The organism is Synergistaceae bacterium, assembly GCA_017444345.1.
Taxonomy (GTDB): domain Bacteria; phylum Synergistota; class Synergistia; order Synergistales; family Aminobacteriaceae; genus JAFUXM01.
The window spans coordinates 15,084-37,697 of sequence record JAFSWW010000042.1 but is presented as its reverse complement, the minus strand read 5'-3'; the positions used below and the strand labels follow the sequence as shown (position 1 = coordinate 37,697).

Annotated in this window: 22 protein-coding genes; 16 read left to right on the top strand and 6 right to left on the bottom strand. The window is 40.7% G+C overall.

The genetic code is table 11. The features are described from left to right. Positions 1–331, top strand: a 331-nt coding sequence (locus tag IJS99_02680; protein MBQ7560728.1) for a hypothetical protein, incomplete at its 5' end; no start/stop codon positions are given. A 118-nt stretch (positions 332–449) separates the two neighbouring features. Next, the gene (locus IJS99_02675; GenBank protein ID MBQ7560727.1) at positions 450–1,388 is read left to right on the top strand and encodes a hypothetical protein; all 939 of its coding nucleotides are present in this window, start codon (positions 450–452) and stop codon (positions 1,386–1,388) included. Positions 1,389–1,411: 23 nt separating this feature from the next. Here IJS99_02675 and IJS99_02670 read toward each other — a convergent pair whose 3' ends face one another. From IJS99_02670 to IJS99_02660, 3 genes are all read right to left on the bottom strand, one after another. Further along, complete coding sequence (locus IJS99_02670; GenBank protein MBQ7560726.1) at positions 1,412–1,831, bottom strand: flavodoxin; 420 nt, start codon at positions 1,829–1,831, stop codon at positions 1,412–1,414. A 14-nt stretch (positions 1,832–1,845) separates the two neighbouring features. Then, the gene (locus IJS99_02665; protein ID MBQ7560725.1) at positions 1,846–2,451 is read right to left on the bottom strand and encodes a DUF3793 family protein; all 606 of its coding nucleotides are present in this window, start codon (positions 2,449–2,451) and stop codon (positions 1,846–1,848) included. Positions 2,452–2,736: 285 nt separating this feature from the next. Further along, entirely contained in the window at positions 2,737–4,146 is a 1,410-nt protein-coding gene (locus IJS99_02660) for a polysaccharide biosynthesis C-terminal domain-containing protein (GenBank protein MBQ7560724.1), read from the bottom strand. Between the two features lie 169 nt (positions 4,147–4,315). Between IJS99_02660 and IJS99_02655 the strand changes: the two genes are divergently transcribed. From IJS99_02655 to mnmE, 10 genes are all read left to right on the top strand, one after another. Continuing rightward, positions 4,316–4,513, top strand: coding sequence for a hypothetical protein (locus IJS99_02655; GenBank protein MBQ7560723.1), 198 nt, complete (start codon positions 4,316–4,318; stop codon positions 4,511–4,513). A gap of 114 nt (positions 4,514–4,627) precedes the next feature. Continuing rightward, a complete protein-coding gene (locus IJS99_02650; protein ID MBQ7560722.1) occupies positions 4,628–5,053 on the top strand; it encodes a hypothetical protein in 426 nt (141 codons plus the stop codon). 15 nt (positions 5,054–5,068) lie between these two features. Further along, entirely contained in the window at positions 5,069–5,863 is a 795-nt protein-coding gene (locus IJS99_02645; GenBank protein ID MBQ7560721.1) for a transporter substrate-binding domain-containing protein, read from the top strand. A gap of 26 nt (positions 5,864–5,889) precedes the next feature. Beyond that, positions 5,890–6,375 (top strand): hypothetical protein, encoded by a 486-nt coding sequence (locus tag IJS99_02640; protein ID MBQ7560720.1) that lies wholly within the window; start codon positions 5,890–5,892, stop codon positions 6,373–6,375. A 17-nt stretch (positions 6,376–6,392) separates the two neighbouring features. Next, positions 6,393–7,169, top strand: coding sequence for a transporter substrate-binding domain-containing protein (locus IJS99_02635; protein MBQ7560719.1), 777 nt, complete (start codon positions 6,393–6,395; stop codon positions 7,167–7,169). Between the two features lie 81 nt (positions 7,170–7,250). Continuing rightward, complete coding sequence (locus IJS99_02630; GenBank protein ID MBQ7560718.1) at positions 7,251–8,291, top strand: PQQ-binding-like beta-propeller repeat protein; 1,041 nt, start codon at positions 7,251–7,253, stop codon at positions 8,289–8,291. Then, positions 8,278–10,302, top strand: a complete 2,025-nt coding sequence (locus IJS99_02625) for a M13 family metallopeptidase (GenBank protein ID MBQ7560717.1) — start codon at positions 8,278–8,280, stop codon at positions 10,300–10,302. Before IJS99_02630 ends, IJS99_02625 begins: the two co-directional genes overlap by 14 nt. Before the next feature lie 114 nt (positions 10,303–10,416). Then, the gene (locus IJS99_02620; GenBank protein MBQ7560716.1) at positions 10,417–11,022 is read left to right on the top strand and encodes a cytidylate kinase-like family protein; all 606 of its coding nucleotides are present in this window, start codon (positions 10,417–10,419) and stop codon (positions 11,020–11,022) included. A 54-nt stretch (positions 11,023–11,076) separates the two neighbouring features. Further along, positions 11,077–12,363, top strand: a complete 1,287-nt coding sequence (locus IJS99_02615) for a CCA tRNA nucleotidyltransferase (protein ID MBQ7560715.1) — start codon at positions 11,077–11,079, stop codon at positions 12,361–12,363. Next, entirely contained in the window at positions 12,360–13,688 is a 1,329-nt protein-coding gene (gene mnmE, locus IJS99_02610) for a tRNA uridine-5-carboxymethylaminomethyl(34) synthesis GTPase MnmE (protein ID MBQ7560714.1), read from the top strand. The genes IJS99_02615 and mnmE overlap by 4 nt, the downstream gene beginning before the upstream one ends. Positions 13,689–13,785: 97 nt before the next feature. Here the strand turns inward: mnmE and hisC are convergent, their stop codons facing one another. Continuing rightward, positions 13,786–14,832, bottom strand: a complete 1,047-nt coding sequence (hisC, locus tag IJS99_02605; GenBank protein MBQ7560713.1) for a histidinol-phosphate transaminase — start codon at positions 14,830–14,832, stop codon at positions 13,786–13,788. A 75-nt stretch (positions 14,833–14,907) separates the two neighbouring features. Next, entirely contained in the window at positions 14,908–15,198 is a 291-nt protein-coding gene (locus tag IJS99_02600) for a virulence protein (GenBank protein MBQ7560712.1), read from the bottom strand. 240 nt (positions 15,199–15,438) lie between these two features. On the opposite strand from IJS99_02600, the gene IJS99_02595 reads away from it, so the two are divergent. The 4 genes from IJS99_02595 to IJS99_02580 are packed head-to-tail and all read left to right on the top strand — an operon-like array spanning position 15,439 to position 20,705. Next, positions 15,439–18,084 carry a CBS domain-containing protein gene (locus IJS99_02595; GenBank protein MBQ7560711.1) on the top strand — a complete coding sequence of 882 codons (2,646 nt, stop codon included), beginning with the start codon at positions 15,439–15,441 and terminating at the stop codon, positions 18,082–18,084. 60 nt (positions 18,085–18,144) lie between these two features. Beyond that, a complete protein-coding gene (locus IJS99_02590; GenBank protein MBQ7560710.1) occupies positions 18,145–18,822 on the top strand; it encodes a 50S ribosomal protein L25 in 678 nt (225 codons plus the stop codon). Positions 18,823–18,828: 6 nt separating this feature from the next. Further along, a complete protein-coding gene (locus tag IJS99_02585) occupies positions 18,829–19,386 on the top strand; it encodes an aminoacyl-tRNA hydrolase (protein ID MBQ7560709.1) in 558 nt (185 codons plus the stop codon). A 47-nt stretch (positions 19,387–19,433) separates the two neighbouring features. Then, positions 19,434–20,705, top strand: coding sequence for a Glu/Leu/Phe/Val dehydrogenase (locus IJS99_02580; GenBank protein ID MBQ7560708.1), 1,272 nt, complete (start codon positions 19,434–19,436; stop codon positions 20,703–20,705). A gap of 87 nt (positions 20,706–20,792) precedes the next feature. Here IJS99_02580 and IJS99_02575 read toward each other — a convergent pair whose 3' ends face one another. Further along, positions 20,793–22,595 carry an SH3 domain-containing protein gene (locus IJS99_02575; GenBank protein ID MBQ7560707.1) on the bottom strand — a complete coding sequence of 601 codons (1,803 nt, stop codon included), beginning with the start codon at positions 22,593–22,595 and terminating at the stop codon, positions 20,793–20,795. Between the last annotated feature and the right edge of the window lie 19 nt (positions 22,596–22,614).

The following is a 22,614-nucleotide window of genomic DNA, read 5'->3' as shown; positions in this document are numbered from 1 at the left end:
CGCCCCCCCCCCCCCCCCCCACTACTCGACACAAACGAGGGACTCATTTAAAGCTAAATGGGTAAATATTGCGCTAAAAAAATTTTATCGGGCGGCGGTGATACTCGACACGAACGGGGATTCATTTAAAGCTAAATGGGCAAATATTGCGCTGAAAAATTTTTATCGGGCGGGCAGTGATACTCGATACGAATGTGGGACTCATTCAAAGCCTGAGGGAGCAAATAATTTTATTTTCCACGTAAAATTTTTTATGAATCAACACGATAAAAAAAATTGCAATGATACGAAAATTTTTATCTCTGTGAGTTATTGCTATTACTGTAATTAGATTAACTTTTTGTATTAGTAAATGTATTAGTAAAACTTGCATTCTCTCATGAAATTTTTTGCTGATATTGCCCGGAAAATTTATAATGATTATAGCATTATGAAAGGTGAATTATTTAATGACTCTGAGAATCAAAATATTATTTCTTGCGTTACTTGCTTGTGTAGCTTTTCTTGCTGTAAAAAATATTTATTCGTGTGAGTTGAGCTTGCAAATTGACAAGGGGATTTATAAAGCTGCTAAACTCGGTGAGATAACAAATCTTTATATAGGCTCGTCAATGTTCGGACGCGGAATAAATATAAATGAGGCCGAAAAAGTTGGGCCAGACTCTTTTATACTTGCTTATAACGGCTTTGATCCCACTCTTGAATTACTAGTAATTGAATATTTAATCAAGCATAATACAGCAATAAAAAATTTATATCTCGATATGTACGCATATTCAGCCGCTCAAGAGTCAAAACTCGCCGAGTCACGCATGATATTTGACTCGCCCTTAAGCCTGAAAATTGCACTTTGGCAAACTATAACGCGCAATCAAGAAAATTATTTAGCTCTAACATGGGAGTTATTTATTTCGTCTGGTAATGATATATTTTTATTATGGCCGCTGTATAAAAAACTCGTTGCAAACCGCTATCACAAGGGGGCGACTCTCGGCAATCTTTCAGGAACTACACGCGAAATTCTTGACTCTACTCCAGTCCCTCAAACAGGCACGGGCAATATTAATAATTTACAGAAAGAAGCAATCACGAAAATTATAAAACTTTGCCGCGAGCATAATATAAATCTAGTGTTTATAGAGACTCCGAAATTTTTTGACACGATCAACAGCGGCATTTATTCAAGTATAATGCAGGAATATATAAATTTATTGCGCGAGAATGAAGCAAAATATTTTATCTCTCAAGAATTAATAAACCGGCTCAATATTTCCGGGACCGGCTATAAATTTTCACATTCTGACCCGTCATTATTTATAGATCATATTCATTTGTCAACGCTGGGAAGTATAGAATTTACAAGATTAATGACCTCCCGAATAAATTAATACTCAGGAGGCCGAAAATTTTTTTATGCGAGTTTTGCGCCGAAATCCTTGCATTCTTTAATAGCGTCGTCGTCGGGTTCGAGATGGGCTTTAACGCTTGCGATAACATTTGCGCCTGCCTCTTTGCATCTGTCTTCCCATGTCCTGAGCCATTCGCCGTCGCCCCAGTCATATGAGCCGAATACAGCAACTTTTTTGCCCTTAATTGCGCTTGCTGCCTCCGTGAAAAACGGTTCCATTTCTGCTTCCTCGATTACTTCTGCGCCCATTGCGGGAGATCCGAACGCTATTACATCATAATTTGCGAGTTCACTTACTGAAGCGTCCCCGACTGTCTTGCAAGTTACGTCTGCACCTGCTGCCTTAGCACCTTCATAAATAGCATCGGCCATTTTCTCGGTGTTCCCTGTTGTTGATACGTAGACAATTAAAACTTTTGCCATGATAATATAACCTCCTATAAAGATAAAATCATTCGGGCTGCGTCGTACTCTGCTCGCTTATATTTGCGGTAAGTCCGGCGTGCCTTCTTGATATTACTATTGCTGTAAACTTTCCAGTAAGTATGATTTAATAAATTTTTTGCGCGTTTATTCTCCATAAAGCATTTAACATCATCGGGCGGGTAATCGAGAAACAGGCCGATTTCATGCGGGAATCTTGAGCAAAATTTTTCGCATAAACATTTTAAGCACGAGTCTAAATTATTCACCGGGTAGCCCTGACTCTTTAAGATCTCGCAGGCCTTCTTACATGTTAAAGCCCTTGAAAGCAATTCACGCCTATAAATCATAACGAGAGCATTATTATTAAATTTTTCGTGTTCATTCAGTAAAAGCCATTCTACACCTAGCGAATCAAGCCACTTAGACGCGTTTAATTTCCAGATTGAGCGCATATTTTCGTCCTGATTACGCCTGAAATTTATCAAGCACGCAGCTTTTAAGCCCTTAATAGTCGGTGCTCCGAAACAAAATAATATATTCCTGATAAAATTTTCAGTGTCAGAATTCTTTGTGTGTTCCATAAAAATTTGTATTAAATTCACGCTTTTATTTGTCATTATATTTTCTCTCGTAAAAATTTTAGTTTGTGCATAAAAACTTTATGATAATTTTGCGAGTTTGTCAAGATAATTATAATTTAAGCGTAAAATTTTTAGTGTTATATGCTTTATTAGATTTTTTGCGGGTGATTGTGAATTATTATAATTGCTTTATTACTGGCAGATTAAGAAATAATTTTGTTTGAGCGATAATATTTATTGCCCTGACAAGCAAAAAATTTTAATGTCTTCATGTATTATTATACATGCTCAAGACCCGCGCGAGTCCTGAGCAAAAAATTTTTAGTATTCGAGATTATTAACCGGCCGGCTTAATTCTTTATAAATCATGATTATTACTGCAAGAGATACTATAAACGTGAGTCCATCGCTCGCAGGCATTGACCATAAAACGCCGTCAAGTCCCATGAATAACGGCATCAAAATTGTTAAGCCCGCTCCGAAAATTATTTCACGAGTAATTGACAGTCCCGCAGAAATATACGGCCTTCCCATTGCTTGAATAAATATAAATGCCGCCTTATTCACGCAAGCAAGAACTATCAGGCACAAATAAGTCCTGAAACATTTTACAGTGAAAGCAGCATAATAAAAACTTTCTCCTGAGGCTCCGAATAAATCAGCGATTTTTGCCGGGAATAATTCAACTATTATAAACGCAATCAGGCCTATTACTATTTCACAAGCAAGTAACAGAGAAAATAATTTTTTGACTCTGTCAGGTCTTCCCGCGCCCATGTTAAAGCCTGTTATAGGTGTACAGCTTGCCGAGAGTCCTACGACTATAGATATTACAATTTGAAAGAATTTCATGACTATGCCGATTACTGCCATAGGAATTTGCGAATATTCAGGCTGACTGAAAATTTTATCTAATGCACCGTATTTCTTGATCATGAGATTTACAGCGGCGACACTGATAACTAGTGAAATTTGCGATAAAAAGCTGCACATGCCAAGCGGCAGATAACGACGCATTAATTTTGTGTTGTATGAAAGATTTTCGCGTGAAAATTTTATAGCTTTCATGTTAAATGCTATATAGCGGGCCGACATAAACGCCGTGAAAATTTGTCCGAGTATCGTTGCGAGTGCTGCTCCCATCAGTCCCCAGTGAAATATAAATATAAACACGGGATCAAGAATTATATTTATACCAGCTCCCATTAAGGTCGAGAACATTACATAATTCGGGCTGCCGTCTGCTGAAATTATAGGATTCATTGCTTGGCCGAATACATAAAAGGGAATCCCCGGAATTATAAACGTGAAGTATTCAAGCGCAAAATTAAATGTCTCGTCGTTAATTCTCCCGCCGAAAAAAGTTAATAGCTCTTCACGGAAAATATAATAAATTATAGCGATTATTATTCCCGTTGTTGAAGAGAGTAAAGCCGCACTCCCTACACTGTCGCCGGCCTGTTTGATATTTCTTGAGCCCAGACTCATACTCACAAAAGCACAAACCCCGTCGCCTATTAATAATGTGAAAGCAAGGGCTATTACAGTCAAGGGGAATACTACATTATTTGCTGCGTTCCCGTTTGAGCCTAAATAGCCGGCATTTGCTATAAAAATTTGATCGACGATATTATATAATGCTGCAACAAGTAAAGAAATTATTAACGGCACTGAATATTTTACAAGCAATTTGCTTACCGGCTCGCGTTCGAGAAAATCATTTGAATTCAAGTTTTACACCTTCCTATTTTGTTCGGGGAGGCACAAAAAAATGCGTCTGCCCGTGTTGCTCGGACTTACGCAAGAATGCTGCACAGCAAAAATATTATATCACTATGAAGTCATAAGAAATTTTTTAGTGTAGAATATATATAAATTCATAACTCAAGGAGGGGTTAATATGTCAATGCAAATTGTGCAGACCAGCAGCATAATAAACACTAGCGGATTTGCGAGCCGTCTTGAAAGGGGATTCACGATTAAGCGAGTCGACACGCAATATATTCATGTAAGAGAGCCCATAATGGTGCAGCGTCCTAAAATTGAAGATTTTAATAATCTCGTCGTCGTTCATGATCAAATCGAACAGTATGTATAACTTTCTGTAATTATTATTCCCTCTCTGTTAATTTGCTGTACTCACTCGCGCGGGAGAGGGTATATAATTTCTTGCAATAATCAATATTTATATTTATATAATTAGGAGGTCAACATGAGAATCAAAAAATTAGCAGCAATTTTTTTCTTGGCCGCAATGTTTTCTATTTGCGTTTATGGGATTGCCTCAGCTGCTTACATTTCAGCACCACCGCCGCGATATAGGCCTGTGCCAGTCCCTCCGCCCCCGCCGCCTCCTCCGCCGGTAAGATATAGGCCTGTTCCTGTTCCTGTGCCAGTTCCTCCGCCGCCTCCTCCGCCTGATGATTATTATTTGAGAGAACAGGCAAGACGGGATCAAATGCGCTGGGAAGCCGAACGCCGAGAAAGAGAGCGCCGTGAATGGGAAGCACGCGAATTTGAACGCAGAGCCTATGAAGAACAAATGCGACGTGACTGGGAACGCAAGCGCAGACATGACCGGGAAGCTGAAATCATGGGCGAAATCTTCACCGAAATAATCAAGAATAACCGCAAGTAAGGGAGGCCGGTTTACATGAAATTATTTACAAGATTTGTATTATTACTCGCTGTGATTGCTATAATGGCCGGAGCAGCATTCGCCGGGGTCTCTTCAGTGGCCGATCTTAAGGGCGCAAAAGTTGGTGTCGAGAATTCTTCAGCAGCTCATGCAATTATAAGCCAAATGCTAAAAGATTCACCCGATAATATTCTCGTTTATGAAAGTGTTTCGGAATTAATTAACGCTCTAAAAATGGGACTCATTGATGCGGCAGTTCTTGATGAGACTCCAGCTCGATATTTTTTACTTAACACTGAAGGACTTAAAATTTTGCCCGAACCTGTAAACAGCTTTTATTACGGAATAGCATTCAAGAAGGGTGATAAACTCCGCGACGAGGTAAACAAGGCACTCATTGAGATTAAGGACGAGGGAACTTTAGCGCGTATTGTTGCGAAATATATAAACGCAGAGCCTGACCCTTCAGAGATTGATTTTAACAAGGGTGCGAAAGGCGGCAAACTCTGGGTTGGCTGTTCTGCTGTATTCCCGCCTTATGAGGTTAGGACTGAAAGCGGATTTGCTGGTATTGACATCGAATTATGCGCGGAAATTGCGAAAAAATTAGACAAGGAACTTGTTATAATTGATTGCAAGTTTGATATTTTGCCTGAAGTTCTCTCATCAGGGCGAATCGATATGATTTGTTCAGCGTTCACAATTTCAGACGAGCGCGAAAAAGTTATGGACTTCTCCGACCCTTATGATGCAGATCAAGAAGTAATCTTAGTGCTTGCTGATAAACCGGAATCAGCTGACAAGAAATAATAAAATTTTATAAGGAGGTTATTAATTTGAGATTCAAGAAATTTGCAGCATTCTTTATACTCGCAGCTACTTTAACAGCCGGTACAAGTTTTGCAAAATCGTCAACTGTTATAGAAGCTCCCAGGCCTGTAGTTCCGCCCCCTTCCCCTCCGGTAAGATATAGGCCTGTAGTTCCTGTAGCTCCTCAGCAGCCTCAAGTTTTGCCGCGTCCAGTGCCGAGACCCGAACCGCGTCCATTACCCCGTCCTGTACCTAAGCCAGTCCCGCCGCGTCCAGTGCCGCCGACTCCGATTCCTCCACGTCCTGCGCCATATGTCAGGCCAGATGGGAGAACTCATTATCCTGAAGTTAGACCAGTCCCGCCCGCACCTCGTCCTATGAGACCTTTAACGCCCGAAGAACGCAACAGACTCAGAATAGAAGAGGCCGAACGCAGAGACAGAGCAAGAAGAGAACAGGAACGCTGGGAACGTGAACGCCGCGAAATGATGAGAAGAGGCTATTATTATTAGAAGGAGGACTCTATAACATGAAAAAATTTATTAGAATCGCATTAATTCTCGCAGTAATAGCCCTATTCGCCGGTTGTTCGTCTGCAGAAATTACGAAAATTGACGACCTCAAAGCCTCAAAAGTAGGTGTGCAAAATGCCTCAGTCGGTGAGAGTTTAATTCGTGAAATGCTGAAAGATTCTCAAGATAATATTTTAGTCTATGAAGATGTAGCAGCATTAATTGAAGCTCTCAAGGTCGGCCAAGTTGACGCTGTTGTTATGGACGAATCACCTGCAAGATTTTTCACGGCAAATGAGCAGGCTATTAAAATTTTGCCCGAAACACTTTACAGCAGTTATTACGGGATCGCAGTCAAGAAAGGAAATCAGGAACTTCTCAAGAGTGTGAATAAAGCATTAGTCGAGATAAAAGAAGAAGGCACATTAGCGGCTATAATCTCGAAATATATTCACGTTGAAGAGCCTGACCCGGCAGCTATTGATTTCAATCTCGGAGCCAAGAACGGAAAATTATGGGTCGGTTGTGCGGCTGCATTCCCCCCGTATGAAGTCAGGACAATTAAAGGATTTTCGGGGATTGACGTAGAACTCTGCGCGGCAGTTGCTAAAAAGTTAGACAAAGAATTAATCATGGTAGATTATAGATTTGAAGTATTGCCGGAAGCTCTCGAAACTGGGCGAATCGATATGATTTGTTCTGCATTAGTTATGACTGAAGAACGCGCCGCAGTTATGGATTTCTCAGATCCCTATGATGCCGATCAACAAGTTGTATTAATTCCCGCAAAATAAATAATCAAGAAAATTACATATTTACACTTAGCCCTCCGGTTATATCGGGGGGTATAATTTTATCGAGGTGAATTTATAATCATGAAAAAATTTTTATTAGCTTTATTAGTAGTAATTCTTGTAGTGTCAGCAGCGTCGGCATTTTCCGGACGTTCAAGAGAAATTTCTAAAGTTCAGAGTTCAATAACAAGCGGGATTACAATTTCCGGCAGCACTATTTTATTCGGAACAGAAACAGGCGACATCGTAGCAATTAACAAGAATAACGGCCGAATGATCTGGAGCTATAGAGTCGCGAATACAATCAAAGGGACTCCTGTAATTTCCGGAAATAATGCAATTTTTGCGGACGGTGAAGGCGTAGTAACTTGCTTGAGAATTTCCGACGGCGCATTTATTTGGCAGAGTCTCCCCGTTACGTCTGATAGTGTCTCGTCAACTATGAGCGACGGTGCAGCAGTTGGCGGCGGAATGGTATTCTTTACACGCGATGACGGGAATTTATACGCAGTAGACGCGAAAAACGGCAGCACTTTATGGACATATGCCGGCGGTATTCAGAGAGTCCGAGTCGCCCCCGGTTATGGTGAGGGCTGTGTATTCTTGGCAGGTTATGACGGAAAACTTGATTTTATCGCCCCTAATAACGGAAAAAGAACAGGCGGCGGCGGTGCTGGCGGTGCAGTTAATACACCTGTTGTAGCAAATGGAAATGTTTATTTCTCAGCTTGGGACGGATCAGTCCAGTCTGTAAAAATTAAAGGTATTGTCCCTCAATGGCATGTAAAAGTTTCTGACGTTGTAACAACTTCTCCGGCAGTAAGCAATAATCTTGTAGTTGTAGGAACTGGCAGGGGATCAGTCGCAGCACTTAACGAGAAAAACGGCCAAATTTTATGGGAGTCAGATTTAAGCAAAGAATCAGGCGGCGAAATCAGCAGCAATATTATAATTTCCGGCGGACTTGTTTTTGCGGCAAATTCAAGCGGGACTCTTTACGTTCTCGACGCGAATACGGGCGCAGTGAGATTTAATGTAAATCTCGGACTTTATCCTCATATTGCAGTGGACGGCGGGACTGTTTACGCTTCAGGAGGCAGCACTCTTTATGTATTGCAGTAAATTTTTAGCGGCATTATTTATAATGATGTCATTATTCACAGTCAGGGCTTTTGCAGGCGAACAGGCCGGGCAGACTCCCTGGCTTAATACTAATTTAATCGGAGCAGCAAAAAATTATAATCCCGCCTTAAAAGATGATTTTTACGGATCAATTAATCATGAATGGCTAGTTAATGCAAAACTCAAGCCCGGTTACTCACGCAATGCGGCATTTACTGAATTACAGGACGAAATTGACGCAGATTTACGCGCTATTATGACTGATGAAAATTTGACCGGCCATGATGCTGAACTCGTCAAAAATTTATATTCGATCTGGCTTGACTGGGACAAACGAAATAAAAACGGTCTTGGAAATTTACCGGAATTAATTCAAGAAATTGAATCAATAAAGACTCTTGATGATTTAAGCAAATTTTTCATGTCAGAGACTAGTTTTTATCACAATCTAGTTATAGCAGATTTCGGACTCGGACTCGATAACAAGGACTCAGAATCTTATAATCTCGAATTATCCCCGACCGGTTTATCACTGGGCGACTCTGCTGAATATAAGACTCTTTCTAAGAACGGAGAACGCACGAAAAAATTTAATGACTCAGTGTCAAGATATATGCTTAAGCGTTTAGGCTATGACGAGTCAAAAATTTCTGAAATTATAGCAATGGCCTTTGAGTTCGAGTCAAAAATTGCCCCGTCCATGATGAACGTTAACGAGCTTGAATCACCTGAGGCAATCGAGAAGACTTATAACCCGTTGAGTATTCAGGAATTGCGCGAGAAGTCAAAAATTTTTCCGTATGCTGATATTATAGAATCTCACTCGGCAAAATCTAATTTAATGAATTTACAGCAGCCCGAATGGCTCAAGGCTTTAAATGATTTATACACGAGCGAAAATGTTAATTTAATCAAGGCATATCTAATCAGGAATCTTGCAAATTCTTACATGGGTAAAATCGACGAGCCGGCATATAGGGAGCTTCAGAAACTTTCTAATGAACGCAGCGGCATAACAGGAAATAAGCCCGATAACGAGATTGCTGCGGATTTTGTACACGGTCATCTCTCTGTTCCGTTGTCAAAAATGTATATCGCTAAATATGTCAGCGAGGCAACTAAACAAGAAATCGAGCAAATTATTCGCGACACCGTAAAATTTTATCGTGAAATGCTCAAGTCTGAAAAATGGCTCTCTGAACAAACTCAAGCAAAAGCAATCGAAAAACTTGACTCAATGCGCCTGAATTCTGCATATCCTGATAAATGGGTGGATTATTCGGAGCTTTCTATAAATCCTAATGGGACATTAATAGAAGCACTTGACTCACTGCAAAAATTTAACGTCAAGAAATATTTTTATGAGCGAATTAACACAAAAGTAGATCACGATTTATGGATTTCTGATATTGCCGTTGCTAATGCTTATTACAAGCCTATGGAGAATTCTATTAATATAATAGCTGGGATTCTGGGCGGAGATTTCTATAATCCTTCAATGTCCTACGAGCAGAAACTCGGAGGTATAGGAATGGTAATAGGCCACGAAATGTCGCACGCATTTGACACAAGAGGGGCGCAATTTGACAAGACCGGCAACATGATTACATGGTGGACGAGTCAAGATCTCAAAAATTTTCAGGAACGCGCAAATAATCTCATAAAATATTTAAGCTCGTTCAAAGTCGATGACTCCGGAAATAATTATAACGGCGCACTCGTTCACACTGAGACTATAGCGGACATGGCCGGAGTTAAAGCAATGTTAGGAATCGCAGCCCAGCATAAAGATTTTAATTACGATAAATTTTTCAGGCAGTACGCTAAAATCTGGAAGTTAATAGAGACCCGCGAGAGAATGGACAATGTATTAAAATTTGACGTTCACGCCCTGCCATATATACGAGTAAATGCAATTATTCAGCAATACCCGGAATTTTACGGGACTTATGATATCAAGCCCGGCGATGGGATGTATTTAGCTCCGGAGTCAAGAGTCGCAGTCTGGTAAAAATTTTTCACGCAATATCAATAAAGAATTACAATCAATCAAATATACTGAATTTCACTCTCTTGAATTAAAAAATTTTGTGCTAAAATTCGCTAATTCAGGAGGTGAATTTTTATGAACAGAATAATAACGATAGGACGGGAATTTGGCAGCGGGGGACGTGAAGTCGGCCGAAAACTTGCTGATATTCTCAAAGTGGCTTACTATGACCGCGAAATTATTTCAGAAATAGCAAAGCGCACTTCCCTATCAGAAAAATACGTTCAGAATGTCGCCGAACACAAGCCTATAATCCCGTTCCCTATTCATACGGGCCGAACTTTCTGGGCAGTGATTCCGGATTATAATCAATCAGTCCAGCAGGAACAGCATAATATAATTAAGGAAATGGCCTCAAAATCTGACTGCATTATCGTGGGACGCGGTGCAGATTATATTTTGCGCGAGTTAAAGCCGTTGAGATTATTTATATATTCGGATATGGCCAGCAAAATTTTACGCTGTCAGGAAAATAATATTTCAGACGATTACGAGAAGGGCGCGGGCATGTCAGAGAGCGAACTCACCAAGAGAATCGAGCAAATTAATAAATCAAGAGCTGATTACTACGAGTTCTACACAGGTCAGAAATGGGGAGATAAAGCTAATTACGATATTTGTATTAATACAGCAAAAATAGAACCTGCTAAAATAGCTGAGTTTGCAGCTAAAATTTGCTAAAATCTATATATTTAATTTAACCAATTCTTTATCTTATACGAGGAGATGAATACATTGCGAAATTATTTAGATGTCCTTGAAAAGGTCGAAGAAACCGGCACAAAAGCGTGGCTTGTAGGCGACACAGTTAGAATGCTTGAAATGGGTATGAAGCCTGATGTTATTACACTTGCTGTAGATACTGATGATATGTACTCAATATTAAAAGCTCTCGGCAATGGTACTGTTGATTCACGAGGGCCATTCCCTGCATTGCGCGGTGAAATTCTCGGAGTTCCCTTCAGGGCGTTCGGTCTCAGAGGTGCAACAATAGAAGAAGATTTATCAAACCGTGATTTAAGCATTGAAGCCATTGCTATACGTTCAGACGGCGGAATGATTGACCCGTTCGGAGGAAGATTTGATATTCGCAACAAAGTTATCAGACTCACAGGGGATAATGTTGAGTTAATCGAGTCTGACCCGTTGCGAATCTTGAGAATATTACGTTTTGCAGCTGAATTTGAGATGGATATTTTCTGGAAGACTGATACAGACGTGAGAAAATTTTTAGATGTTCACGCAGATAGAATGAAAGATATTCCACAGGAACGCTGGGGACGCGAAATAATGAAGGGTATTATCAGGCGGCCTCACAGGTTCATAAAAATGTGTAATGATTATAGATTACTGCCATATTTCTTGAAGGAGCTTGACGACTTGAAATATATTCCGGATGGTAAAGACAGCAATTTATATGAACATGTAATGAAAGTTTTGCAAGTTATTGAGTCCCGTTTTGACACGAATAAATTAATGCAGAGTGAAGCATTTGCACTAGCTGGACTATTTCAGCATATAGGAACTAGGACTCTTGACGGCTCTGACCGCACAAAACTTACTGACAGGCGAATTACTGATTATATGACACGTTGGAATATTCCTTCAGAGACTATTGACGAAGTAATTGCGACTCTTAACAGCTATAAAACTTTCTATGAGCCTGTATCAGAAAAAAAATTCTGTGAAGATGTCTTGGAATTCTCGCGCGAGGCCGTAGAAGTCTCGTTACAGTTCTCAAAATCTGTTGCTGATGCGGGCGGATTTACAGACAAATATGTTGATGTACTTGATAATAATTCATGGAATTTAAAGCAGGTTTTACGCAGATTTAATAGTGTAATGTTACAAACTCAGGGCTCTTCACGTTATATGACCGGCCGCGAAGTAATGACCCTTCTTAATATGAAACCGGGCCGCAAAGTCGGTGAATTACTTGAGGGGCTTGATATGGCAGTCGGTACAGGAAAAGTAAACAGCCGGGCAGGTGCTGAGGCTTGGCTGAAGGAACAAATCGCGTGAATGATACTATAGCGGCAATTTCTACAGCGTTAGGGGAAGGAGCAATCGCAATTATACGAGTCTCCGGCCCTGACGCTTTTATTATTTCCGGAAAAATTTTAACTCGCAAAGATTTTAATATATCTGGCAAATTATATTTAACGAATTTATTAGACGAGTCCGGGAATATTATAGATCGAGTCTTAGCAGCGAGATTTTATGCTCCTAACACGTACACCGGCGAAAATTTAGCAGAAATTCATACTCACGGCGGTATATTAATTGCTAGATTATGCCTTGATTTATTGCTGAAAAACGGCGCGAGGTCAGCAGAACCGGGAGAATTTACTAGACGAGCTTTTATTAACGGACGCATTGATTTATCGCAGGCTGAAGGAGTCTTAAATATAATTAATTCCCGCAGTATTGAAGCCCTTCACGCAGCAGCAAGGACTCTTAACGGGGAATTATCGCGATTAACACACGAGATTCACGACAAAATATTAAATCTTCAGGGTAGTATTGAAATTAGCTTAGACTTCCCAGAGGGTGAAATCTACGAGGACGATATTTTATCACGGCTTGAGAGTGTTATTTGTGAGCTTGAGAATTTAATTTCCCGCTGTTCGGCCGGTATGCTCTTAAGTCAGGGAGTCAGAGTCGTTATTGCAGGGTCTCCGAATGTCGGCAAGTCGTCTTTATTAAATGCACTTCTCGGCAAAAACCGCGCAATTGTTACAGATATTCCAGGAACGACCCGCGATATTATTAACGAGAATATTATTATTAACGGAGTTCCCATTATATTAACTGACACGGCGGGATTGCGTGAGACTGATAATATTATCGAGTCAGAAGGAATAAAGCTCGCTCAAGACGCAATTAATGACAGTGATATTTGCCTGTATGTGATTGACTCGTCGCGTGAATTATATGATAACGAAAAAATTTTTATTGATTCGCTCAACAATCGCAGCATAATAATATTTAACAAGTCAGATTTAAATCAAGTAACGCGCGAAATTAATTCAAGTTGCAAAAAAATTTTTGTATCAGCTAAGAATTTAACGGGCATTCAAGAATTAAAAGCGTTAATTTATGATATAGCATGTAAAGACTCGTTATTATCTTCAGGATTGAATACCAGCGCGGGGCAGTTAAGGACTCTTACAAATGCGCTTGACTCCCTGAAAGAATCACGCGAATCAATAATTAATTCAATGGGAGAAGACATCACAGCGGGACTCATGAATTCAGCAAGACTCGATTTATTGCGGGTGCTTGGCCTTGACGCAGGGGACGAATTACTTGACTCCATGTTCAGCCGGTTTTGTGTAGGCAAATAATAAATTTTTATGCGAGACGAGTTAATAATTTCTAGTTCCCTCTATTAAATTCCGGTAAACAAGCGAAATATATATTATGCCGTGAAGTAATAAAATTTTATATGATATTATCAAGACAAGTTAATAATTTCTGCATTTGTTCACTAGTTCCGATTGTTATGCGGTTATATTCGGGTAAACTCGCAAAGTATCTTATCATTATGCCGTGCTGCTTTAAATAATTAAAAATTTCTTGGCCTGTTAATCTTTCATGACGAGTAAATAAAAAATTTGTCTCTGAGTCCATAACTGTAAAGCCCATTTCTCGGAGTTTGATTTTAGTCTCGTCTCTTACTGTGCATATAGCTTTTATATTTTGCCTGTAATAATCATCGTCTTCAAGTGAACCCAGTCCGGCAGCTTGAGTCATTGCGTTTATATTATACGGTGTAATAGTATTCTTAATGTCCCGTAAATCTTTCGCAATTTCTTCACTAGTTACGCAGAAACCCAGCCGCCCCCCTGCCAGTGAACGAGATTTTGAAAATGTCCGAGTGATTATTATATTATTATATTGATTGACAAGTTTAATTGCGCTTTCTGAGTCCGCAAAATCAATATAAGCCTCATCGATAATTATTAAGCTGTCAGGATTAAGCAATATAATTTTTTCGAGTTCGCCGAGTTCAAGCGCGAGTCCAGTCGGTGCGTTCGGATTAGCTATAAAAATAGTTCGTGACTGCAAATTTTTATAATCATCAGGGCAAATTCTTAAATTCTTAAGCGGGATCAATTTATAATTTACACCGTGAAATTTCGCGAGTATCTTATAAAATGAGTAAGTTATATCAGGAAATGCCGCGCCGTTCTCACACATTCCCATGAAGATAAAATTTAATATTTCGTCTGACCCGTTGCCGAAGATTATTTGTGAAGATTTTATATTAAGCATACTGGAAATTTTTTCAGCTAGTAAATTACAGTCAGGATCAGAATAATAATTTAGTCCCTGTGCTGCTTTATGTGCGTATTCTATTGCGAGGGGTGAAGGCATAAACGGCGACTCGTTTGTGTTAAGGCGTATATAACCCTTCATGCTTTCGAGTTCGTCGCTGGTGTCATATGGATCAAGCGATTTAAATTTTGAGTGTAGAAATTTGCTCATGACGTAAATAAACCTTTCATATAAAAATTTTGCAATATCATAGCATAAAATCACGAGCAAAAAATTTTTGTAGTATTACAGACCGTCCTTCACTATTTCTCTGAAGTCAGACCAGTCTTCAACCTTAAAAGCTCTGATGTCTCTTACACTTTTTTTAAACCAGTCTATACCGGATAATCTATTTATAGCTTTATATACGATCGTCAAGCTATTTTTTTGAGCTTTATTAATATAAACGCTGCCCTGTGTCCATTCAAAGCCTACACTTTCAAGTTCTTGTCTGATTTCGTCATAAGCTCTATTATATGGCTCTCCGTATTCTTTTTTTAGGTCATAAATATTTAAATCAAATATAATAGCGTACATAATATAAATCGCTCCATTATAAATTTTTTATGTTATAACACATTATAAGAATCTCGCACTCATGAGTATAATATTTTGTGAGTTCTTTATAAAGCTGACAATAAAAATTTTCCGTAATTATTCGCCTTGTCGTTCACTATAACAAGAAATTTTGCGTTGTTAATTTTCTCGTTCTCATATTATTATATTGCTATAACAGATTATATTATATTAATTATTAAAACGGGAAGATGAGGACTCATGCATTTAATAACAAGTCATTTGAATACAGATTTAGACTCGCTTGCTAGCATGTTCGCTATACAAAAATTATATCCTGACGCAGTAATTTGTCCGCCCGGTTCAATGAGTCGAAAAGTTAAAGAATTTCTTGCTCGTCAGGGTCATCAATGGGCAGCTAAAATTTTAAAGCCTAAGAAAATCCCTCTTGATGAAGTAACATTAATGATAGTTACAGATACGCGCTCACGTTCCCGAATCGGAGCATTTGCAGCACTGGCAGGCCGTCAAGATGTCGCAGTTCACGTATATGATCATCACCCGGCAACACAGGACGATTTACCCGCTGAAGAATTAATTTACGAGCCGATCGGGGCAGCTACTACAATGATACTTGAGCATTTATTAAACGAGCGCAAGGAAATTACACCCGAAGAAGCTACTTTATTTGCTTATGGAATTTATGACGACACTGGCGCATTGACTTATGAGTCCACGACTGAGCGCGATATTGCGGCAATTAGTTATTTGCGTGAACTCGGTGCGGATTTGTCGGGGATTCTTTCGCAGGTTGAGTCCGACATGTCAGCAGAGGACAAGAAATTACTTGATACTATGGCAGAAAACGCGCGCGAAATTTATATAAACGGTGCGAAAGTTTTATTAACATGGGCAGAGACTCAAGAATACGTTTCGGGCTTGTCAGTGTTCGTGAATAAGCTAAAAGAATCTTGCGAGTCTCATGTTACAATTGCTGTAATAAATAACGGCGGGAGAAAAATTAACATAATCGCTCGGAGTATGCAGGGATTCTTGAATGTTAAAGAATTTCTCTCACAATATGGAGGCAGCGGACATTATCAGGCAGGGAGCGCGACTCTTTCTGACACAACAAAATCGCCTCAAGAAATTTTGCAGGAAATAGAGTTAAAACTTTCTACAGCAATTCCCAATAAATTAAAAGTTGCTGACATTATGACATCGCCCGTTATAGCCGTGAATCCTGACGCAAGAGTCGACGAAGGTTATCGAACTATGTTAAGATTTGGCATGAAGTCTTTACCAGTTGCCGACTCAAATGGTGAAGTCGTCGGAATGATGACCCGCAAAGATTTAGACAAGGCACATTTACACGGACTCGACCGCGCAAAAATTTCAGATTTCATGACTCAGGGAATTATAAGCCTGAACTCTGAAGCCTCAATAGAAGAAGCTCATAGAATGATGGCTACATATGGATTTGAGAAAATGCCGGTGCTTGCCTTAAATGGGAAGTTAGTCGGCACTCTTTCACGGGCTGATTTACTGAAGGCATTATATCATTCTGGCGCGCTCTCAAATGAAGATGACACATCGAGGGACTCAAGCGGCTTTTTATGGGTTGAAAATGTTGCTCACTTGATGGAAGAGGCTTTTAGCTTGAAAACTTTATCACTTTTGCGGAGAGTCGGCACTAAGGCTCAAGAATTAGGCATGAAGGCTTATTTAGTCGGCGGTACAGTCCGGGATATTTTAATGGGAGTTCACAATGTCGATATTGATATTTCTGTAGAAGGCGACGCGGAAAAACTTGTAACTTCATGGAATGAACCGGGCTGTAAGACTACTTTACACGGGCGGTATAAAACAGGGACTATAACATTTCCGGACGGGGAGAAGGTTGACGTGGCAACAGCAAGACGGGAATTTTACGAATATGCGGCGGCGACTCCGATTGTTGAGAGCGACTCACTAAAACAGGATCTCGGACGGCGTGATTTCACAGTTAATGCTATGTCTATTTCTCTAAGTGAAGACGACTGGGGGACTCTGACTGACAATTACGGCGGGCGTGCAGATTTGAAGGATAAATTATTGAGAATACTTCATAATTTGAGCTTTGTAGAAGATCCTTCACGAGTTTTGCGGGGAATAAGGCTCGAACAGCGTTTAAATATGTCATTTGAAGATAACACGTTAAGATTGCTTAAGAGTACAGTTAAAGGCGGCTTGCTTGAATGTCTCTCAACAACTAGAGTGCGTGCAGAGCTTGAATTAATCTCAAAGGAGTCATGTTTTCGCAAAATTGCTGTCAGAATGCGCGATCTAGGAGTCTGGGAGTCGTTATTTCCGGGCGTATATGTCGGTATAGGATTATCGAGGCGGCTTGCAATAATGGATCACTTTTTGCACCAAGTCCAGAATCACGGAATAGATTTCAAGGGCATGAAATGGCTTATCGGGATGGCCGTAATATTGACTGATTCAAAACCTGAAGTAAGATTTTCAGCAATGGACAGAATGAATCTAAACCCTAACGAGCGCGACCAGCTTACAAAATGTTTTATGCAGTGGCCAAACGTCGAGAAATTTTGCGCGAATAAAAAAAGTGTCAAGAATTCAGACGCTTATTTATTCTTTAAGAGTTATGATCCCGTCCCGTTAGTTTACTGGCTGACTCTGTTAAAATCTCCTGAAGCAAGACGCATTATAATTGAACATATGGAATTATGGATGACTTATAAAGGCCGGTTAACTGGCGCGGATCTGCAGAAATTCGGACTCAAGGGTAAAGAAATCGGCGAAATGCTTGCAAATATCAAACTTGCGATAATTGACCGTGAAATAAAATCGCTCGAAGATGAGATTAATTTTGTCAAGGAAAATATTAACCCGCAAAAAGAGTGATTTAATTTGTTATAATAGTGCGTGAAAAATATTTTATTCATAAAGGAGAAAATTTTTATCATGGCAGACATAGTAACTTTAGTGATGGAGTCCCGTGAGAAAACCGGTAAAGGCGAGAACGGACGAATCAGACGTGCAGGACAAGTACCTTGCATTATTTACGGCCCGGAAATCAAAGAAAATATCAAGGGTAAAGTCAACATGCGCGAGATTGAAAGAATCTTAGCAGGCAGATGGGAGTCAACTCGTCTAAACGTGAAATTACCGGACGGACGCGAGGAACTTTGCATTATTCGTGAAGCTCAGAGACACCCTTTAACTGATATGCCCTTACATATTGACTTCTTGCACTTAGTCAGAGGCCGCAAAATTACCGTTAATATTCCCGTTGAAGTTACAGGACGCGAGGAATCACAGGGCATTAAGGACGGCGGAGTCTTGGAAGCAGCTAGAGAGCTTGAAGTCGAGACTTTACCGATGAGCATTCCCGATGTTATCACGGTCGATGTGTCAGGGCTTAATATCGGCGACGCTATTCACGTTAAAGATTTGAAGCTCCCCGAAAATGTTGCAGCTTTGGCAGATCCTGAAGAAGTTGTCGCAATCGTTGTAACTTCACGCGGAGTCGAGGACGCAGCACCTGAAGAAGAAGCACCGGCAGCAGCTGATGTTGAAGTCGTTGCAAAGGGTAAAGCAGCCAAAGAGAGCGACGAATCAGACGATAAGGAGAAAAAATAATTTATTATGCGTCTCATAGCTGGTCTTGGAAATCCCGGAACTGAATACGCCTTCACCCGTCATAATATGGGCTGGCAGTGCATTGACTTTTTTGTCATAAATCACGAACTGGGCAAACCTTCACACAAATTCAATGCTGAGTCATGGCGGTGGCGTGATATATTATTTCTCAAGCCGTTAACTTATATGAACGCCAGCGGCCTTTCAGTGAGTGAAGCTGTAAAATTTTATAAGATCGAGCATGAGAATATATTAATAATTTATGATGATATGGCTCTTCCATATGGCAAATTGAGACTCAGGGCGCAGGGCAGTGCGGGAGGTCATAACGGGCTCGCGTCAATAATAGGCGCACTCGGAGATCTGCATATTCCCAGACTCAGAATCGGAATCGGAAAAGCTCCGGGCGACATGATTAATTACGTTCTGGGACATTTGAGCACTGAAGAGCGCGAGAATTTACCGGATATATTAAATCGGGCTGAATCAGCAATTAATACATGGCTCGATAAGGACATTCAGAAAGCTATGACGTTAATAAATGCTGACCCTTCGGAGAAATAAGCCGGAGGGTTTTATTTATATAGGCATTATGAAAGGATGATGACACAATGCAGGCACGGCGAAAATCTTCTAATGTATTACTCGATACGGCACTTCAGGAATTTTATGGAGCAGCGGACGAAATGGGACTCGATGAAAAACTTGTCTCAATTTTGAGCCACTCGGAGCGCAGGATTCACGTCTCAATACCTGTAGAAATGGACGACGGCAGCGTGAATGTCTTTGACGGTTACAGGGTTCAGCACTCGACAGCGTTAGGCCCTTCCAAAGGCGGAATAAGATTCGATACTGAAGTCGATATGGACGAATGCGAGGCTCTTGCTATGCTCATGACGTGGAAATGTTCACTTGCGGGAATTCCCTACGGAGGCGGCAAGGGCGGAGTTTGCTGCGATCCCCTTAATTTGTCCAAGAAAGAGAAAGAAAGAATCTCACGGACTTATGGCGCAAGAATTGAACCGATTGTAGGCAACTGGAGCGATGTTCCCGCACCTGACATGAATACGAGCGGCCAAGAAATGGTCTGGATAATGGACACAATAAGCAAAATGCGCGGAAAACTTGAGCCGAGTCTCCTAACTGGGAAGCCCATAAAATACTGGGGCAGTCAGGGACGTAATGAGGCAACCGGCCGGGGCGTTGCAACATGCGGGCTTGAGTTCATGAAAGTTTTAGACAAGAATCCCGATGACGTAACAGCAGCTGTTCAGGGATTCGGCAATGTTGGAAGCTTTACGGCAAAATGTTTAAACGAGGCCGGAGTCAAAATTGTTGCAATAAGCGATATAACAGGCTCATATTATTCAGAGAACGGCATTAATATAAGGCGGGCATTTGAAGCCATTCACTCACACCCTAAAAAATTGCTTGAGGGATTCGAGAAGGTCGGGAACTGCGAAAAGATTGACAATGTATTATTTGCTGATGCTGAATTCTTATTCCCTTGCGCTCGTGATGGAGTCTTGAATCGCGACACAGCAGGCAGCGTAAAAGCAAAATATATTGTCGAGGGTGCAAACGGGCCGATTACTCCGGACGGTGATAAGATTCTTGACGATAAGGGCGTTGTAATTATTCCTGATTTTCTCGCAAATTCGGGTGGCGTTATAGGCTCTTATTTCGAGTGGGCGCAAAATCTACAGGGCGAATTCTGGCCTGAAGAAGAATATAATAACAAGCTCATGAACATAATGAAGGGCAATTTTAGGCTCGTATGGGATTATGCCGAAGCAAAGCATTTAAAGATGAGACGTGCGGCAACTATGGCAGCTATTCAACGGGTCGCCGATGTTCTCGAAATGCGCGGAATATTTTTATAGACTTGAGAGTGTATATTAATTCGTGAATTTGTGAAAAGATTATTCCCCCTGTGTTGTGTGCAGGGGGAATTTTATTATGCTGCTTAATTATTTTATCTCGTTGAGCGTTATAGATGTGATTGAGTTATTCCTGTCAAGCTGAACGCTCAAACCTGTAGAGCTTCCTTCGTTGTAATTCATGACTCGATTGCTCATGCTTGAAGGGTAGCCCATAATCTGCAATAAAGCCGTCTGACTCATTCCCACTTTTAGGCCGTTTTGCAGCTCGTGCTTAGACTGGGTGATTCTGATTCGGGTTATCTCGTCGCCCCTGAATGAAGCTGTGAGACCCGGCCATTCCGCTGAAGTATTAGAACTCTTTGTAGGCTGGCCAAGCGAGTCTAATAATTGATTCTTGTTACTGCCGAATGATTTCATTAACGCGTTCGAATATCCTTCAGGGAGTCCGCCTCCTATAGGCTGCATATATTGACCGTATACCCAGCCTTCACGCCCGTTAGTTCTTATATGATACCATGTGCCGTTGAGATTTCCGGATCTCCCAGTCCATGAGTCAAAAACTTCAACTCTTGAGCCGCTGCTGAGTCTTGTTACTCTTGCTGATCCTGTAGAATGATCTGCGCGGACATTTACGCCGTTGCCAGTGATAACGCCTGATTTCGGGGTTCTGTCAGGTGTGAAATTCGGCAAAATATTTTCCTGAACTACTAAATTTTCTACAGGTTCGGCAATGCTTACATCTTCAGAATTCGAGGGTGTATGCTGTCTTCTTTGCACTTGCGGTATAACTTCAGTTCTTACAATCGGGGGTAAATCGCCCGGCGGTAATTTTCTAAGACTCAACAGGAAATATAAAGCTCCTCCGACTGCACCGACTAATAATAAAATGCCGAGTATTCGCTTAAAAGGTGAACGCTTGCGAACTTTGCCGCGTTTTGTATATTTGGAGCTGCTGAATTCCTGATAAGTTGATGCGGCTTCTTCGGGGTCATTTCTTGACTGATAATTTCTGTTATTTCTGCCCGGGTTAACTAGTACTCTGTAATTTGGTAAAGCTCCTGCACTGCTCATTTCATCACCATCGTTCATATTTGAATTTACAGGATTTATTACGCTTTCGTGTTCTTGTTCCGGCTCGCTGATAAAATCATTTTCCTGCTGAGTTTGTTCCGGCGTGTTAATTATATCAGTGAGTCCGGTTTCTTCATTTGGATTTGAATTTGAATTATTATTAGATTGAAGATTTAAATCAGGCACAACAAATAATTTAGTTCCGCATGATGGGCAAAATCTCGCTTCACGCGCTACAGTCATCCCGCATGATGGACAAGTTTTTGATTTCCTGCCCTGCTGTATTTTCGGCGGCTCGTTAATAACCGGCTGAATATCTGCGAGTTCTGAAGAGTCATCAAGTGTATCAAGATTTATATTATTGCTGCGAGGGTGGAGGGGTCTATAATTATTATCGTCATTATAATAGAAATCATCGCCCTCACGATAACCGCGCCTGTAATTTTCTTGCTCTTCGTCGTTATATTCGTCGTCGTCATCGTAATAATCTCTGTAATCGTCCTGTTTTTTCTTGAGAAAGAAGCAGAACAGCCCCGCAAATACATAGAGTCCGGCATAAAGCCAAGTATCTCGTGCAGCCGTGCAGATTCCAGCAGCTAAAAGCAAGAATAACGCTCCCCATTTGCTTTGATTGAATGCTATGATGCCGCCGATTAGTGCAAAGACAGCCGCAATTATGGGTAAACTTGCAAGAAGAGTCGAAGGTATACCAACGAGAGGGCCGCCTGTTACTGTGAGCGATCCGAATAGCATAAATACTCCGTGAATTATTGACGTTATAGCTGCTCCTAATGTCAACGCTAAAATTATCCAGCTCATTTTTTTATTGCCTTTACTC

What these genes read in the sequence shown, in the direction of transcription:
- IJS99_02675 (MBQ7560727.1), top strand. Translation starts at nt 450, where the DNA reads ATGACTCTGAGAATCAAAATATTATTTCTTGCGTTACTTGCTTGTGTA.
- IJS99_02670 (MBQ7560726.1), bottom strand. Translation starts at nt 1,831, where the DNA reads ATGGCAAAAGTTTTAATTGTCTACGTATCAACAACAGGGAACACCGAG.
- IJS99_02665 (MBQ7560725.1), bottom strand. Translation starts at nt 2,451, where the DNA reads ATGACAAATAAAAGCGTGAATTTAATACAAATTTTTATGGAACACACA.
- IJS99_02655 (MBQ7560723.1), top strand. Translation starts at nt 4,316, where the DNA reads ATGTCAATGCAAATTGTGCAGACCAGCAGCATAATAAACACTAGCGGA.
- IJS99_02650 (MBQ7560722.1), top strand. Translation starts at nt 4,628, where the DNA reads ATGAGAATCAAAAAATTAGCAGCAATTTTTTTCTTGGCCGCAATGTTT.
- IJS99_02645 (MBQ7560721.1), top strand. Translation starts at nt 5,069, where the DNA reads ATGAAATTATTTACAAGATTTGTATTATTACTCGCTGTGATTGCTATA.
- IJS99_02635 (MBQ7560719.1), top strand. Translation starts at nt 6,393, where the DNA reads ATGAAAAAATTTATTAGAATCGCATTAATTCTCGCAGTAATAGCCCTA.
- IJS99_02630 (MBQ7560718.1), top strand. Translation starts at nt 7,251, where the DNA reads ATGAAAAAATTTTTATTAGCTTTATTAGTAGTAATTCTTGTAGTGTCA.
- IJS99_02625 (MBQ7560717.1), top strand. Translation starts at nt 8,278, where the DNA reads ATGTATTGCAGTAAATTTTTAGCGGCATTATTTATAATGATGTCATTA.
- IJS99_02620 (MBQ7560716.1), top strand. Translation starts at nt 10,417, where the DNA reads ATGAACAGAATAATAACGATAGGACGGGAATTTGGCAGCGGGGGACGT.
- hisC (MBQ7560713.1), bottom strand. Translation starts at nt 14,832, where the DNA reads ATGAGCAAATTTCTACACTCAAAATTTAAATCGCTTGATCCATATGAC.
- IJS99_02600 (MBQ7560712.1), bottom strand. Translation starts at nt 15,198, where the DNA reads ATGTACGCTATTATATTTGATTTAAATATTTATGACCTAAAAAAAGAA.
- IJS99_02595 (MBQ7560711.1), top strand. Translation starts at nt 15,439, where the DNA reads ATGCATTTAATAACAAGTCATTTGAATACAGATTTAGACTCGCTTGCT.
- IJS99_02590 (MBQ7560710.1), top strand. Translation starts at nt 18,145, where the DNA reads ATGGCAGACATAGTAACTTTAGTGATGGAGTCCCGTGAGAAAACCGGT.
- IJS99_02585 (MBQ7560709.1), top strand. Translation starts at nt 18,829, where the DNA reads ATGCGTCTCATAGCTGGTCTTGGAAATCCCGGAACTGAATACGCCTTC.
- IJS99_02580 (MBQ7560708.1), top strand. Translation starts at nt 19,434, where the DNA reads ATGCAGGCACGGCGAAAATCTTCTAATGTATTACTCGATACGGCACTT.
- IJS99_02575 (MBQ7560707.1), bottom strand. Translation starts at nt 22,595, where the DNA reads ATGAGCTGGATAATTTTAGCGTTGACATTAGGAGCAGCTATAACGTCA.